Source organism: Brevundimonas sp. NPDC092305, from assembly GCF_044755415.1.
Lineage (GTDB): Bacteria > Pseudomonadota > Alphaproteobacteria > Caulobacterales > Caulobacteraceae > Brevundimonas.
Window position 1 is genome coordinate 1248672 of sequence record NZ_JBIVQY010000001.1, and the last position, 14273, is coordinate 1262944.

The 14273-nt window shown below is 66.7% G+C and carries 14 protein-coding genes; 8 read left to right on the forward strand and 6 right to left on the reverse strand.

The features are described from left to right. The first annotated feature begins 51 nt into the window (after nt 1-51). On the forward strand, nt 52-1050 hold the full coding sequence (locus ACIQC9_RS06235) for a hypothetical protein (RefSeq protein WP_400613526.1): 999 nt from the start codon (nt 52-54) through the stop codon (nt 1048-1050). A 75-nt stretch (nt 1051-1125) separates the two neighbouring features. Here the strand turns inward: ACIQC9_RS06235 and glnA are convergent, their stop codons facing one another. After that, the gene (glnA, locus tag ACIQC9_RS06240; protein WP_400613528.1) at nt 1126-2532 is read right to left on the reverse strand and encodes a type I glutamate--ammonia ligase; all 1407 of its coding nucleotides are present in this window, start codon (nt 2530-2532) and stop codon (nt 1126-1128) included. Between the two features lie 71 nt (nt 2533-2603). Then, complete coding sequence (locus ACIQC9_RS06245) at nt 2604-2942, reverse strand: P-II family nitrogen regulator (protein WP_400613530.1); 339 nt, start codon at nt 2940-2942, stop codon at nt 2604-2606. A 123-nt stretch (nt 2943-3065) separates the two neighbouring features. Between ACIQC9_RS06245 and ACIQC9_RS06250 the strand changes: the two genes are divergently transcribed. The 4 genes from ACIQC9_RS06250 to ACIQC9_RS06265 all read left to right on the forward strand — a co-directional run bounded on the left by ACIQC9_RS06250 (nt 3066) and on the right by ACIQC9_RS06265 (nt 6702). Then, nucleotides 3066-3893 carry an NAD(P)H-hydrate dehydratase gene (locus tag ACIQC9_RS06250; protein WP_400613532.1) on the forward strand — a complete coding sequence of 276 codons (828 nt, stop codon included), beginning with the start codon at nt 3066-3068 and terminating at the stop codon, nt 3891-3893. Between the two features lie 54 nt (nt 3894-3947). Continuing rightward, on the forward strand, nt 3948-4718 hold the full coding sequence (yaaA, locus tag ACIQC9_RS06255) for a peroxide stress protein YaaA (RefSeq protein WP_400613535.1): 771 nt from the start codon (nt 3948-3950) through the stop codon (nt 4716-4718). Between the two features lie 78 nt (nt 4719-4796). Continuing rightward, nucleotides 4797-5642: a 3-hydroxybutyrate dehydrogenase gene (locus ACIQC9_RS06260; protein ID WP_400613538.1), complete on the forward strand. Its 846-nt coding sequence runs from the start codon at nt 4797-4799 to the stop codon at nt 5640-5642. Nucleotides 5643-5661: 19 nt separating this feature from the next. Further along, a complete protein-coding gene (locus ACIQC9_RS06265) occupies nt 5662-6702 on the forward strand; it encodes a patatin-like phospholipase family protein (RefSeq protein WP_400613540.1) in 1041 nt (346 codons plus the stop codon). Between the two features lie 7 nt (nt 6703-6709). Here the strand turns inward: ACIQC9_RS06265 and ACIQC9_RS06270 are convergent, their stop codons facing one another. Together ACIQC9_RS06270 and ACIQC9_RS06275 are read right to left on the reverse strand one after the other, a co-directional pair. Further along, nucleotides 6710-7627: an L-threonylcarbamoyladenylate synthase gene (locus tag ACIQC9_RS06270; protein WP_400613542.1), complete on the reverse strand. Its 918-nt coding sequence runs from the start codon at nt 7625-7627 to the stop codon at nt 6710-6712. Then, entirely contained in the window at nt 7624-8181 is a 558-nt protein-coding gene (locus ACIQC9_RS06275) for a cytochrome b (protein ID WP_400613544.1), read from the reverse strand. Before ACIQC9_RS06275 ends, ACIQC9_RS06270 begins: the two co-directional genes overlap by 4 nt. 98 nt (nt 8182-8279) lie before the next feature. On the opposite strand from ACIQC9_RS06275, the gene ACIQC9_RS06280 reads away from it, so the two are divergent. Beyond that, the gene (locus ACIQC9_RS06280; protein ID WP_400613546.1) at nt 8280-10064 is read left to right on the forward strand and encodes an acyl-CoA dehydrogenase; all 1785 of its coding nucleotides are present in this window, start codon (nt 8280-8282) and stop codon (nt 10062-10064) included. Here the strand turns inward: ACIQC9_RS06280 and ACIQC9_RS06285 are convergent. Continuing rightward, nucleotides 10061-10864 carry a trypsin-like serine peptidase gene (locus tag ACIQC9_RS06285; RefSeq protein ID WP_400613548.1) on the reverse strand — a complete coding sequence of 268 codons (804 nt, stop codon included), beginning with the start codon at nt 10862-10864 and terminating at the stop codon, nt 10061-10063. The two genes, ACIQC9_RS06280 and ACIQC9_RS06285, sit on opposite strands and share 4 nt — an antisense overlap. A gap of 69 nt (nt 10865-10933) precedes the next feature. Between ACIQC9_RS06285 and ACIQC9_RS06290 the strand changes: the two genes are divergently transcribed. Next, nucleotides 10934-13162, forward strand: a complete 2229-nt coding sequence (locus tag ACIQC9_RS06290) for a S9 family peptidase (RefSeq protein WP_400613551.1) — start codon at nt 10934-10936, stop codon at nt 13160-13162. A gap of 11 nt (nt 13163-13173) precedes the next feature. Here ACIQC9_RS06290 and ACIQC9_RS06295 read toward each other — a convergent pair whose 3' ends face one another. Further along, nucleotides 13174-13638 (reverse strand): DUF1036 domain-containing protein, encoded by a 465-nt coding sequence (locus ACIQC9_RS06295; protein WP_400613553.1) that lies wholly within the window; start codon nt 13636-13638, stop codon nt 13174-13176. Nucleotides 13639-13718: 80 nt separating this feature from the next. Between ACIQC9_RS06295 and ACIQC9_RS06300 the strand changes: the two genes are divergently transcribed. Next, complete coding sequence (locus tag ACIQC9_RS06300; RefSeq protein WP_400613555.1) at nt 13719-14270, forward strand: GNAT family N-acetyltransferase; 552 nt, start codon at nt 13719-13721, stop codon at nt 14268-14270. Nucleotides 14271-14273 lie beyond the last annotated feature (3 nt).

The window sequence follows — 14273 nt, forward strand, 5'->3', positions numbered from 1 at the left end:
CCAAGCGTAACGCTGCGTGTGCATCCTCGGCGCGAAACCGGGGCTTGAACCATGAGTCTGACAGACCTTTGCAATGATCTCACCGCGCGCGGCGAGGTGACCGACGACGATGTCCTGGCGCTGCGCCGGGCCGTTTTCGGAGAGGTCACCGTAACCCCCGATGAGGTCGAGGCCCTGTTCCGCATCGACGAAGGAACGGAGCAGCGCACGCCTGCGTGGCGCGCCTTCTTCCTTGAAGCTCTGACTGACTGGCTCGTGCGGCAACAGGAGCCCGCCGGGTATGTCACCGAAGCGCAGGCGGATTGGCTGATCGCCCGCATCGAGACGGATCGGCGGGTGCGGGACGCCACCGAGCTGGAACTGGTCGTCCGCGTGCTCGAACAGACCGATTCTGCGCCGGCGTCGCTGGCGGCTTTCGGACTGCGACTGGTCACCCGATCGGTGGTCGAGAACGATGGCGTGATCAGCAGCGAAGAGGTCGAGCGAATGCGCCGACTGATGTTCGCCCCATCTGGTCCGGGTCGTCTGGCTATATCGCGGGAAGAGGCAGACGCCCTGTTCGACCTGAATGACGCCACCCGTGGCGCGGCCAATGATCCGTCATGGACCGACTTCTTCATGCGCGCAGTAGCCAACGCCGTCACCGCCGCTGCTGGTTGGGCTCCTCCGGGACGTGAGGAAGCTCTGCGCCGGGAGCGCTGGCTGGCCAATCCGGAAGACGGCATTTGGGCGGGCTTCTGGAATCGCACGGGCGGTATGCCCAAGACCGCAAACCAAGCACGGAATCGGATGCTGATCGCACTTCCGGGACTGCTCCGCCAAGGGCTTTCGCCTGACGAAGACGTTTTCGCCGAGCGTCTAGACAGCCGAACCCGTGCTGCCTCCACCGCCGCTCCGGTGGATGCTCTGGAGGCCCGCTGGTTAGTCGACCGGATCGGGCGGGACGGCGTCTTCGACGACAACGAACGCGCCTTGATCTCCTTTTTGAACGAACTGGCGCCCGAGACCGACGAGGCGCTACAGCCGCTTATCGCCAAGCTGGCGGCCTGAGCCCACCCAAACGAGAAAGGCGCCGGACGGTCTCTCGCCCGGCGCCCTCTGTCGATCGTCAGATCCCCCTGTCGATCAGCAGCTGTAGTACATGTCGAACTCGACCGGGTGCGGGTGCAGTTGCAGGCGCATCACCTCTTCCATCTTCAGCTCGATGTAGCTGTCGATGAAGTCGTCATCCATGACGCCGCCCTTCTTGAGGAAGGCGCGATCCTTGTCGAGCGCCTCGAGGGCCTCACGCAGGGACCCGGAAACCTCGGGGATCGAGCCGCGCTCTTCCGGCGGCAGATCGTACAGGTTCTTGTCGGCCGGAGCGCCCGGATCGATGCGGTTCTCGATACCGTCGAGGCCGGCCATCAGCAGGGCCACGAATGTCAGATAGGGGTTGCCCATCGGATCCGGGAAGCGGGCTTCGATGCGCTTGGCCTTCGGCGAGGACACCCACGGAATACGGATCGAGGCCGAGCGGTTGCGGGCCGAATAGGCCAGCTTCACCGGGGCTTCGTAGCCCGGGACCAGACGCTTGTAGGAGTTGGTCGTCGAGTTGGCGAAGGCGTTGATGGCCTTGGCGTGCTTGATGATGCCGCCGATGTACCACAGACAAAGGTCCGACAGGCCGGCGTACTTGTCGCCGGCGAACAGCGGTTTGCCGTCGCGCCAGATCGACTGGTGCACGTGCATGCCGGAGCCGTTGTCGCCGAAGGTCGGTTTGGCCATGAAGGTCGCCGACTTGCCGTAGGCGGCGGCGACGTTGTGGATGACGTACTTATAGAGCTGCAGGCGGTCAGCCATGGTCAGCAGGTCGCTGAACTTCAGGCCCAGCTCGTGCTGCGCCGGGGCGACCTCGTGGTGGTGCTTCTCGGGCTGCATGCCCAGGTCGCGCATGACGCCCAGCATTTCGCCGCGCAGGTCCTGGGCGCTGTCGGTCGGGTTGACCGGGAAATAGCCGCCCTTCGGCCCCGGGCGGTGACCCATGTTGCCTTCCGAGTATTCGGCGCCTGTGTTGGCCGGCAGCTCGATCGAGTCATAGGTGTAGCCGGTGTCGTGCGGCTGGGTGGACCAGCGCACGTCGTCGAAGATGAAGAACTCGGCTTCCGGGCCGAAGAAAACGGTGTCGCCCACGCCCGAGGACTGGACATAGGCCAGCGCCTTCTTGGCCATCGAGCGGCTGTCGCGGTTGTAGGGCTCGTTGGTGTCGGGGTTCAGCACGTCGCAGAACAGGAACAGCGTGGTCTGCTGGTAGAACGGGTCGATCCAGTAGCCGTTCAGGTCCGGCTTCAGCAGCATGTCGGACTCGTTGATTGCTTTCCAGCCGGCGATCGAGGAACCATCGAACATCGTTCCCTCTTCCAGGAACTCCTCATCGACCAGATCGATGTCGAAGGTGACGTGCTGCATACGCCCCTTGGTGTCGGTGAAACGGAGGTCGACGTACTGAACGTCCTTCTCCTTGATCTCCGAAAGGATTTTCTTGGCGCTCATTCTCGAGGGTCCGTTTCTTCTGGGGGAGGACAGGAAACGGCCGCCCTGTCGGGCGGCCGGTGGATTTGCGATCAGACGGCCTGGGCCCCCGTCTCGCCGGTGCGGATGCGGATAACGTCAAGGACCTCGGAGATGAAGATCTTGCCGTCGCCGATCTTGCCTGTGTGAGCTGCGGTCTGGATCGCCTCGATCACCGATGCGGCCAGATCGTCGGGAACCACCACCTCGATCTTGATCTTGGGCAGGAAGTCGATGACGTATTCCGCTCCGCGATACAGTTCCGAGTGGCCCTTCTGGCGGCCGTATCCCTTGGCCTCCAGCACGGTCATGCCCTGGACCCCCGCATCCTGCAGGGCCTCCTTCACCTCATCCAGCTTGAAGGGCTTGATGACAGCTTCAATCTTCTTCATCGGCGATCCCAAGGGCGGCGGTTGGTCCGGCCGCGCGCTCGGGAAAGCAAGGGACATTGCATTGCACAATAAGGCAAGCGTTTTTCGCTGTCTGACGCCATCCGTGAACGGAGAAGCCTCGCCATGGGCTCGCACGATTTGACCGACTGGCGGGAAGCCCTGCCCTGGCCCGGCCCGGATGCGCACAAGCATGCCCGGGGAAGGCTGGGTGTGGTGTCAGGTCGTGCTTTGCACACGGGCGCAGCTAGGCTGGCCGCCCGCGCCGGGTTGAGGATCGGCGCGGGGGTGGTGCGCGTCTTCTGCCCGCCCGATGCGGCGCCGATCATCGCGCCGGCGATCGAGGCGATCATGCTTGAGGTGTTTCATTCACCGGAGAGCCTCGCCCACGGAGCGCGCGACATGGACGCCGTGGTGATCGGTCCGGCCGCGGGCGTGGGCGACGGCACGATGATGAACGTCCGGGCGCTTGCCGAAACGGGCGCGGCGCTGGTGGTGGATGCAGACGCCCTGACCTCGTTCGAGGATCTGCCGGGTGATTTGTTCGCCTCGCTTGATCGCGACGACGTGCTGACGCCGCACGAGGGTGAGTTCAGGCGGCTGTTCCCGGGCCTGCTCGAACGCGGACGGGAAGCCGCTGCTGCGGAGGCTGCAAGGCGCAGCGGCGCGGTCGTTGTGCTGAAGGGCCGTGAGACGGTCATCGCGGCGCCGGACGGGCGCCTTGCGATCAATCCGAACGGCTCGCCGTGGCTGGCGACCGCCGGCAGCGGTGATGTGCTGGCGGGGATGATCGCAGGTCTGGCCGCCCAGCGGATGGACAGTTTCGACGCCGCCCGCGCCGCCGCCTGGATTCACGCCGAGGCCGCAGCGCGGTTCGGGCCGGGTCTGACGGCGGACGACCTGCCAAAGGCCCTGCCCGCAGTTCTCGCAGAGTTGTACGCAGCGCGCGTCTGACCGCGACGCCGGGCCCGGTTCAAATCGTCGTCGAAGCGGCCTAACAGGGCCTCCATGCTGATCGTCCTGTCCCCCGCCAAGCGTCTGGATTTCACCGAAGTCGAAGGCGTCGACGCCACACACGCGCGCTTCCCTGAAGACACGACGTCGCTGATCAAGACCGCCCGACGCCAGACCCAGGCCGACCTGCGCCGGCTTATGAGCATATCTGACGATCTGGCCAAGCTGAATCAGGCCCGCTTCCGCGCCTTCGATCCGGACGCGCGTGACGAGGGCGTACAGGCCGCCTTCGCCTTCGCGGGCGATGTCTATCAGGGCCTGATGGCGCGTGATCTGGGCAAGGCCGATCTGGATTGGGCGCAGGATCATCTACGCATCCTGTCCGGTCTCTACGGCCTGCTCCGGCCTCTGGACCGCATCCAGCCCTATCGGCTGGAAATGGGGACGCGACTGAAGACGCGGCGAGGTTCCAGCCTCTACGACTTCTGGGGCGACCGCATCTCGAAGCAGCTGAACGCCGACGCGGACGGCCAGCCCGACCAGACGCTGGTGAACCTCGCCAGCCAGGAATATTTCGGCGCGGTCGACGCGCGCGCCCTGAAGCTGCGCGTGGTCACGCCGCAGTTCTATGAGGACAAGGCCGGCGATCGGCGCATTATCTCCTTCTTCGCCAAGAAGGCGCGCGGGGCGATGGCGCGGTTCGCGATCGACGAGCGGATCGAAGAGTCCGAGCAACTGAAGGCGTTCGACCGCGACGGCTATCGCTTCGACAAGGCCACCTCGACCGAAACGGACTGGATATTCATCAGGTCGGGAAATTCTTGAGCCTGACGCGAGCCGGGCGTAAGGCTAAGGCTGAGAACCGGTTTCAACCGGCGCGTAACATCCCAGGATAAGACGACGATGTTCAAGTGGCCCAAGCGTGGAGACGACGTGACCGGAACCGAAGCGTTCCGCGACATCGGCGACCTGAAGGGTCAGGTGGCGGTGATCTCGGGTTCGACGTCCGGCATCGGTCTGGCGATGGCCCGCGGCATCGCCGCGCGGGGCGGCGACGTAGTGCTGAACGGGTTGGGCGATCCCTCCGAGATCGAGCGCACCCGGTCCGAGCTGGAGGCCAGCTGCGGGGTTCGCGTCCGGTATCACGCCGCCAATATGATGCGCGGCGACGAGGTGGCGGACATGGTCGCCTATGGCCGGCACGAGCTTGGCCGGGTCGACATCCTGATCAACAACGCCGGGGTGCAGCACGTCGAGGCGGTGGAGAAGTTCCCCTCGGACAAGTGGGAACAGATCATCGCCATCAATCTGTCCTCGACTTTTTACGCCACCCGGGCCGCGATCCCGATCATGAAGGCGCAAGGGCGAGGCCGGATCGTCAACATCGCCTCGGCCCACGGTCTGGTCGCCAGCCCGTTCAAGTCCGCCTACGTCGCGGCCAAGCATGGCGTCATCGGCTTCACCAAGACGGTGGCGCTGGAGGTCGCGCGCGACGGGATCACCTGCAACGCCATATGCCCCGGCTACGTCGAGACCCCGCTGGTCCAGTCCCAGATCGCCGATCAGGCGCGGGCGCGGGGCATCAGCAAGGAAAAGGTCGTCGAGGATGTCATCCTCGCCGCCCAGCCGACCAAGCAGTTCGTCACCACGGACCAACTGGTCGGCATGATGCTCTATCTGGTCAGCGACCTCGGCGCGTCGGCCAACGGAGCGTCCTTCGCGATCGACGGCGGCTGGACGGCGCAATAGCGATGAAACGGGGCCGACGGTGACACGAAAGGCCTCCCCTCCCCGACGCCCCGTCAGCCTGGCCTTACAAGGCGGCGGCGCGCACGGCGCGTTCCAGTGGGGCGTGCTGGACCGTCTGCTGGAAGACGACAGACTCGACATCCGCGCCGTCACCGCCGCCTCCGCAGGCGCGATGAACGCCGCGGCGCTGGTTTCAGGGCTGGAGACCGGTGGCGCCGAGGGCGCGCGAAAGCAGCTGGACCTGCTCTGGCGCGAGGTCAACCAGTCGGGCGGCCGCAACGTCTTCGGCGATTCCGCGATCTGGAGCTCGGCCCTGACGCCGGGCTGGCTGAAGGACACCGGCCTGTGGCGCACGGGTGAGAACCTCGCCCTGTCGATGAGCCCCTACCAGTTCAATCCGTTCAACCTGAACCCGCTGGAGCGCGTGCTCGACGCCGCCATCGACTTTGAGGCGGTGCGGGCCTCGTCGATCGCCATGTTCATCTCGGCCACGGCAGTGAAACAGGCGCGGGCCCGCCTCTTCAGGACAGCAGAGATCAGCCCGAAGGTGCTGCTGGCCTCGGCCTGCCTGCCCCACCTGTTTCAGGCGGTCGAGATCGACGGCGAGCCTTACTGGGACGGCGGTTATCTCGCCAACCCGGCGCTGTGGCCGCTGATCCATCCGGACACGCCGGACGATGTCCTGATCCTGCCGCTGAACCCCTTCGTTCGCGAGGAGGCGCCGCGTGCGGCCGGCGAGATCATGGACCGGCTGAACGAGATCGTCTTCAACGCCCCATTGGTCGCCGAACTGCGAGCCTTCGCCCTGCTCCAGTCCCTGATCGCCGATGGCCGGCTGAAGCCCGACGGCCGTCACCGCGCCGAGGCCATCCGCATGCACGCCATCGAGAGCGACCGCTGGCTCGGCTCACTGTCTCTGGGCTCCAAGTTCGATACGGAATGGACCTTCCTGAACCGCCTCAAGGGTTACGGCCGCGAGGCGGCGGAGGTCTGGCTGGAGACCTGCTTCGACGCCGTGGGAGAGCGGTCGAGCGTGGATGTCAGGGCGCGGTTTTTGTAGCGCCAGCTTATCCGACGAACCCCGCAGCGCGCCTGAGCCGATCATTGATCGCCTCCCCCAGCCCTTCCGCCGGCACCGGCGACACAGCGATGCCTGCAGGCTTTTCGCGATCCGCCTCGCGGAACCGACGGAACAGATTCGCTGCCGCCTCTCGCAGGTCTCCGGTCGGACTGAGACTCCAGCGAGAGTCGCCCACATGGGGGCCGAAGCCGAGAAGGATTTCGCCCTCGCCTGCGGCCTCGGCGTTGATCCGCACAGGCGAATCTGGGGCGTAGTGAACGGCCATGCGGCCGGGGGAGCGATGGCCCTCGCCGCCGCTGTCCAGCGGGCCGATAAGCGCCTCGATCTCCTCACGGGTCACGGCGCCGGGGCGCAGGACGGCGACGCGGCCGTCCAACACCGACACCACCGTGCTTTCGACGCCGACTGCGCAGGGGCCGCCGTCGACAGCGGCGGCGGCGGCGAAGCCGGTCTCTTCAACGGCGTCGGCGAAGGTGGTGGGGCTGGGCCGTCCCGAGCGGTTGGCCGAAGGCGCGACGACCGGGCGGCCGAAGGCGGAGATTACGGCGCGGGCGCGGGCATGGCCGGGAACGCGGACAGCGACGCTGTCCAGACCGGCGCGGGCCAGATCGCAGACCCGCTCGCGGTCCCGCACCGGGGCGACGATGGTCAGGGGGCCGGGCCAGAAAGCCTCGGCCAGCCGGCGGGCAGGACCGTCGAAGACAGCGATGGCCTCAGCCTCGGTCGCATCGGCGACGTGGGCGATCAGGGGATTGAAGCGAGGCCGGCCCTTGGCCTCGAAGATCGCGGCCACCGCCCTCGCATCGCCGGCGTCCGCGGCCAACCCGTAAACGGTCTCCGTCGGCAGCAGCACCAATTCGCCACGGGCCAGCGCCTCCGCCGCCTGGTGTTCGGACGCGCTCACGGCCGGCGCGGGATGATCGGGATCATCCGGTGCAGCACATTGTCCCGGTCGATGAACTGGTGCTTCAGGGCGCCCGCCACATGCAGGAAGATGAGCACGTACAGCCCCTTCACGGCGATCTCGTGCAGATCCATCAGGTCGCGCGCCGTATCGCGGCCGCCGCCGATGGGCAGCAGCGGCCATTGGAACAGGCCGTACCAGGTGAACTCGCGCCCGCCCGCCGACGACGCCAGCCAGCCGGTCAGCGGGATGACGATCAAGGCAACATAGAACAGCACATGGGTCGCGCGGGCGAACAACTTCTCCCAGCGCGGCATGCGGTCCGGCAGGGCGATCGCAGGATTGGCCAACAGCCACAGGATGCGGATCAGGGTGAGCACCAGAATGGTCACACCGCCCGCCTTGTGCAGGCCGACGAAGGGATCCGGCCCCTCCTGCGCCTCGTGCACCGTGATCAGCAGGACCTGACAGAGGACCATCGTCGCGACTACCCAGTGCAGGACGAGCGAGACGGTCGAGTATCGGTTGCGGGGTTCGGCCAAGGTCTGCTCCATCGGTGCGTCGCCTTACAACTTGTCCCACCGTGCGTCCCGCGCCAAGTCGCTTGCCTCACCCTGCGGCAAGGCGGCATGAACCGGTGAGGAGATTTTCGATGACCTACCGCGCCCCGATCCGCGACCTCGCCTTCACCCTTCAGGCCGTGGCAGGCCTTGATCAGGTCGCCGCCACCGGGGCCTTCCCCGACTATGACGCCGAGCTGATGGGCGCGGTGCTGGAGGCGGCGGGCCAGTTTTCGGAAGAGGTGCTGGCGCCGCTGAACCGGCCGGGCGATCTGGCCGGGGCGAAATACGCCAACGGGTCGGTCACCGCTGCGCCGGGCTTCGCGGACGCCTATCGCCAGTTCGCCGAGGGCGGCTGGACCGGCCTGACCGCCAACGCCGAGGCCGGCGGACAGGCCTTGCCCAAGGCGCTGGAGCTGGCGGCCTATGAGACCGTGCACGCCGCCAACATGGCGTTCGGTCTGTGTCCCATGCTGTCCCTTGCATCCATTGAGGCGCTCGAGCAGGTCGGGAACGCGCATCAGAAGTCGACCTACCTGCCGCGGCTGGTGTCGGGCGAATGGACCGGGGCGATGGTGCTGACCGAGCCGCACGCCGGCTCTGACCTCGGCGCACTGACCGCCACGGCGACCCCGAAAGGCGACGGGACCTATGAGCTTCGCGGCCAGAAGATCTTCATCACCTGGGGCGACCACGACGCGACGGACAACATCGTCCACATGGTGCTGGCCCGCCTGCCCGACGCGCCGCCGGGACCGAAGGGCATCAGCCTCTTCCTCGCCTCCAAGTTCGCGGTGAACGCGGACGGGACGCTGGGCGAGCGGAACAGCTTCCGGCCCGTGGGCGTCGAGCACAAGCTGGGCATCCACGCCTCGCCTACCTGCGTGATGAGTTACGAGGGCGCGACCGCGGAACTGGTCGGGCGGCCGAACGAGGGCCTCGCCCACATGTTCGTCATGATGAACGCCGCCCGCCTCGCCGTCGGCGTCGAAGGCGTCGGCATCGCCGAGCGCGCCTACCAGCATGCGCTGGCCTATGCGCAGGAGCGTCGTCAGGGCCGCAGCGTGTGGAGCGGCCAGTCGAACAGCCCGATCATCGATCATCCCGACGTGCGCCGGACCCTCTCGGTGATGAAGGCGAAGATCGCCGCCGCGCGCGCCATCTGCCTGTCCTGCGGTGTGGCGGCGGACATGGCGAAGCATGCGCCGGATGAGGCCGCCCGCAAGGCGTGGAAGGGTCGCGAGGACCTGTTCACCCCGATCGCCAAAGCGTGGTCCACCGATGTCGGCTGCGAGGTCGCCTCGCTCGGCGTCCAGATCCATGGCGGCATGGGCTTCATCGAGGAGACGGGCGCGGCCCAGTTCTATCGCGACGCCCGCATCGCCCCGATCTACGAGGGCACCAACGGCATCCAGGCCATGGATCTGGTCGGCCGCAAGCTTAGTCAGGACGGCGGACAGGCGGCCCGTGACCTTATCGCGGACATGAAGACCACGCTGGCGAAGCTGCACCGTCTTTATTCCGGCAAACCCGTCGAGCGTTTCGCGGCGGCTGTCGAGGCCGTGGAGGACGCGACGCTCTGGCTGCTCGACGCCAAGTCCGATCCGGCCCGGGCCGCCGACGTGCTCGCCGGGGCGGACGCCTATCTGAAACTGCTGGGCGACGTCACCGGCGGCTGGATGCTGGCCAAGGCGGCGCTTTGGGCCCGGGCGGAGCTGGATGCGGGTCAGGGCGACGCGGCGTGGTTGGAGGGCAAGATCGCGCTTTACGAGGTCTATGCGGCGAACGTGCTGGGCCACGCCTCGAGCCGTCTTGCCGCCATCGGTCAGGGCGGCGCCCTGCTGGAGCGGATGTCGGCGGACGTGCTGGCCGGCTAGGGGCTGACCGCATCCAGCATGGCGATCGTCTCGCGGACGTATTCCGCATGCGCGACGACGCCGAGGTCGAGACCCTCGCCGCCGCCCTGCACCTCCTGCACCAGCACCCCGGCGATGAAGGGGTGATCGGGCACGGGCGCATCAGGCCTGCGCCGGGCGCTCGGCGTCCAGAACACCGGCCCGCCCGAGTTGCCCTGCGAGACCGCGAAGTCGAGCAGGAAGGTCGGGAAGGCGGAGATCGGCGTCAGCGGCCACGAACTGACCCGTCCGACCCGCAGGATCGGAAAGCCGGCCCGGTTCGACGACAGACCGTGCGGATAGCCCAGCGTCAGCAACTCATCGCCCGGCCGGACCTGCCACTGGTCGAAGGCCCGCGCATCGGCCAGCCAGTCCAGCGGAATGGCCGCCCGCGCGAAGGCCTCTGGCGCCGTCACCTCCATCACCGCGACATCGCGCTCGGCATGCTTCATCCAGAGGGCCACGCCGCCGGCGTCGCGGATGGTCAGGGGTTCGGGCGCGAACCGCCACGCGCCGTCGGCGAGGGCCACGCGCCAGCCGATGCGCGCCTGCGGATCAGTCATCCGCTCCAGCACGTGGGCGGCGGTGACCAGAACTGTTCGCGGCGAACCATCCGGCTTCGGCGCGTCGATCAGGAAGCCCGTCCCGACCGTGCGCTGGCCCGGCGTGGACGGCTGGTCGATCTGAACCGTCGCGGCGATCAGCCCCAGCGTCAGGTCCCATTCCGGCGCGCCCCAGCTTTCAGCGGCGGGCGGCTCGGGCGGCATATCCTGCATAACCATGGAGTCATTTGACGCCGCGCATCGGCGCGCACAAGGTCCGGCCGAAACACGCTCGGGGGAGTTAGACCCATGAACCGCCGCGACCTGATCGCCACCTCCGCCGCCGCTCTCGCGGCCACCGCCCTGCCCGTCCAAGCCAGAACCTCTTCCGGAACCTCAATGCCCCAGACCCGTCCCGTCCCGCCCGTGGCGAAAAAGATCCCCGTCACGATCGAGCAGCTGGGGCGCACCCGGACCGACGACTATCAGTGGATGAAGGACGACAACTGGCAGGCGGTCTTGCGCGACCCGACCCTGATCAAGGCGGACGTAAAGGAGCATCTGACGGCCGAGAACGCCTATCGCGAGGCCATGATGGCCTCGACCCTGCCGATGCAGGCCCAGATGTTCGACGAGATGAAGGGCCGCATCAAGGAGGCCGACAGCTCCGTTCCGGCCCCCGACGGCGAGTGGGAATACTACGTCGAGTACAAGACCGGCGATCAACACCCCCGCTATATGCGCGTCGAACGTCAGGGTACGTGGATGGTCGACGGCCAGCCGTTGACCAAAAACTTCATCGTCGCCCCGACGCCTCAGCTACTGCTGGACGCCAATGAACTGGCCAAGGGCAAGGCCTATTCGGAAGTCTCGGCCACCGAGCACAGCCCCGACCACGCCCTGTTCGCCTACGCCGAGGACGCGCAGGGCTCGGAGGTCCACAACATCTTCGTCAAGGATCTGGCGACGGGTGAAGTACTGCCGGATCCCATCGGATCGGCGACCGGCAATTTCACCTTCTCGCCGGACAGCCAGTGGATCTTCTGGACCAACCGCGACGACAACGGCCGGCCGGACAAGATATTCCGGCGCCCCGCACGCGGCGGCGAGACGACCCTCGTCTATGACGAAACCGACGACGGCATGTTCATCGGCGTCGGTCGTACGGCTGACGATCGCTTCGTCGTCATCTCGATCAACAATCAGGAGACCTCCGAGACCCGCTACGTCCCCGGCGACACGCCCACCCTCGAGCCGAAGGTGCTGGAGCCCCGCGAGGTGGCGCGCAAATACGACGCCGATCACTGGGGCGATCGCTGGGTCATTCACACAAACGCGGACGACTCGGTCGACTTCAAGGTCTGCGAGGCCCCGACCGCCACGCCGGGCAAGGCGAACTGGAAAGACCTGATCCCGCATACGCCCGGCCGCTATATCGAGGGCGTCTCGCTGGTGAAGGACTTCATCGGCCGTCAGGAGCGCGCGGAGGCCAACACCCGCATCGTCATCCGCGACCGAGCCGGTCAGGAACACGAGATCGCCGTCGACGAGCCCGCTTACAGCCTGTCGCTGGGCGGCGCATCAGAGTTCGACACCACGGTCATGCGGTACGGCTACAACTCGCCGTCCACGCCGACCTCGACCTACGACTACGACCTGAAGACCCGCGAGCGGACCCTGCGCAAGGTGCAGGAGGTACCGTCCGGGCACGATCCGGCGGACTATGTCGTCGAGCGCCTGAACGCGCCTGTCGCTGACGGACAGCTGGTCCCGGTCACTGTCCTGCGTCGCAAGTCGACGCCGGTCGACGGGACCGCACCCCTACTGCTCTATGGCTACGGAAGCTACGGCATTCCCATGGGCGCCAGTTTCTCGACCAATCGGCTGTCGCTGGTTGATCGCGGCTTCATCTACGCCATTGCCCACATCCGGGGCGGCTCGGACAAGGGCTGGAACTGGTTCCTGTCGGCCCGGCGGATGACCAAGAAGAACACCTTCACGGACTTCATCGCCGCCGCCGAACATCTGATCTCGCGCAACTTCACCAAGGCCGGGAACATCGTGGCGCATGGCGGCTCGGCCGGCGGCATGCTGATGGGTGCGATCAACAACATGCGCCCCGACCTGTGGGCTGGCGTCATCGGCGACGTGCCCTTCGTGGACGTCATCAACACCATGAGCGACACCTCACTGCCGCTGACCCCGCCGGAATGGCCCGAGTGGGGCAATCCCATAGAGGACGCCGCAGCCTACGACTACATGATGAGTTACAGCCCGTACGATCAGGTCTCGGCCCAGGACTATCCGGCCGTGCTGGCGACCGGCGGCCTGTCGGATCCCCGCGTCACCTACTGGGAGCCGGAGAAGTGGGTCGCGAAGCTGCGGCCCGCGACGACGTCGGGCAAGCCGATCCTGCTGAAGATCAACATGGAGGCCGGCCACGGCGGAGCCTCCGGCCGCTTCGACTATCTGAAGGAGCTGGCGGTCAACTACGCCTTCGCCGTCTGGGCCGTGCAGAAGGGCTGGGAGCAGGCCTGATCGGCCTGCGCCTACGGGTCGAGGTTCCAGATCCAGGGACCCGGCTCGTCGGCGTGAGCCGCGACGAAGTTGCGAACCTCCTGCCCCGCCGCGCATTCCGTGCCGCCGGTCGAATAGAAAGTATAGGGGCCGGGATACTCGACACAGAGAGTGTGGCCGCCCTGCCACCGGCGGCCCGATCCGTCCGTGGCGTCGGCGTAGAAATAGAAGTTGGCGTTGTCTGTCGAGGGCAGGTCGACGCACGATCCGGCCGCGACATCGTACCAGCCGCGATTGACGAACTGACTCGTTCCAATCTCGACATAGGACACTGCTACGCTCGCGCTTCGACCACTGCGGTTACAGGCGCGCAGGTCGACAGTGGACGTCGGGGCGGCCTGCTTTCCACCGCCCATGCCCGGCTTCGACTGCGCCGACGCAATGCCGGGCGATGTGGCGACAGCCGCAACTATGGCTATGACGACGTGCTGTTTCATGATCCCCTCCAGCTGAGCCGTATTCAGGATAACGACGATCGTCGGAAGCGCCACTGACGAACGCTGACAAGGAAACGCCGATGACTGTCAGCCTGCGCGACGCCGTGGAAACCGACCTGAAGGCCATCAGCGCGCTGTACGCGCGGGAGGTTCTGGACGGCACGGCCACCTTTGAGCTGGAACCGCCATCGCAGATCGAGATGGGCCGGAGATTCGCCACGGTGAAGGGCTATGGCCTGCCGTGGATCGTGGCCGAGGTCGACGGCGTGTTCGCGGGCTACGCCTATCTGGGGCCGTTCAGAACCCGGGCGGCCTATCGTTACGCAGCCGAGAACTCGATCTATGTGGCGCCCGGCATGCAGGGACAGGGCGTTGGCCGTGCACTGCTGAACGCACTGATCGGCGAGGCCCGGGCGCTGGGTCTGCGTCATGTGATGGGCGTAATCAGCCAGAGCGACACCAGCGAGGCGTCGCTGGCCCTTCACCGCGCCCTGGGCTTCACCGATGCGGGCGTGTGGCGCGACGCCGGCTGGAAGTTCGACCGATGGCTCGACGTCATGGTGATGCAGCTGGATCTGTCCCCGGACGCCGGTCCGCCGCATGGCGACGGGCTCGACCTGTCGGGCTCGTGACTT

Excerpts from the sequence above, each read along its gene's own strand:
- ACIQC9_RS06235 (WP_400613526.1), top strand. The coding sequence starts at position 52 with ATGAGTCTGACAGACCTTTGCAATGATCTCACCGCGCGCGGCGAGGTG.
- glnA (WP_400613528.1), bottom strand. The coding sequence starts at position 2,532 with ATGAGCGCCAAGAAAATCCTTTCGGAGATCAAGGAGAAGGACGTTCAG.
- ACIQC9_RS06245 (WP_400613530.1), bottom strand. The coding sequence starts at position 2,942 with ATGAAGAAGATTGAAGCTGTCATCAAGCCCTTCAAGCTGGATGAGGTG.
- ACIQC9_RS06250 (WP_400613532.1), top strand. The coding sequence starts at position 3,066 with ATGGGCTCGCACGATTTGACCGACTGGCGGGAAGCCCTGCCCTGGCCC.
- yaaA (WP_400613535.1), top strand. The coding sequence starts at position 3,948 with ATGCTGATCGTCCTGTCCCCCGCCAAGCGTCTGGATTTCACCGAAGTC.
- ACIQC9_RS06260 (WP_400613538.1), top strand. The coding sequence starts at position 4,797 with ATGTTCAAGTGGCCCAAGCGTGGAGACGACGTGACCGGAACCGAAGCG.
- ACIQC9_RS06275 (WP_400613544.1), bottom strand. The coding sequence starts at position 8,181 with ATGGAGCAGACCTTGGCCGAACCCCGCAACCGATACTCGACCGTCTCG.
- ACIQC9_RS06280 (WP_400613546.1), top strand. The coding sequence starts at position 8,280 with ATGACCTACCGCGCCCCGATCCGCGACCTCGCCTTCACCCTTCAGGCC.
- ACIQC9_RS06285 (WP_400613548.1), bottom strand. The coding sequence starts at position 10,864 with ATGGTTATGCAGGATATGCCGCCCGAGCCGCCCGCCGCTGAAAGCTGG.
- ACIQC9_RS06290 (WP_400613551.1), top strand. The coding sequence starts at position 10,934 with ATGAACCGCCGCGACCTGATCGCCACCTCCGCCGCCGCTCTCGCGGCC.
- ACIQC9_RS06295 (WP_400613553.1), bottom strand. The coding sequence starts at position 13,638 with ATGAAACAGCACGTCGTCATAGCCATAGTTGCGGCTGTCGCCACATCG.
- ACIQC9_RS06300 (WP_400613555.1), top strand. The coding sequence starts at position 13,719 with ATGACTGTCAGCCTGCGCGACGCCGTGGAAACCGACCTGAAGGCCATC.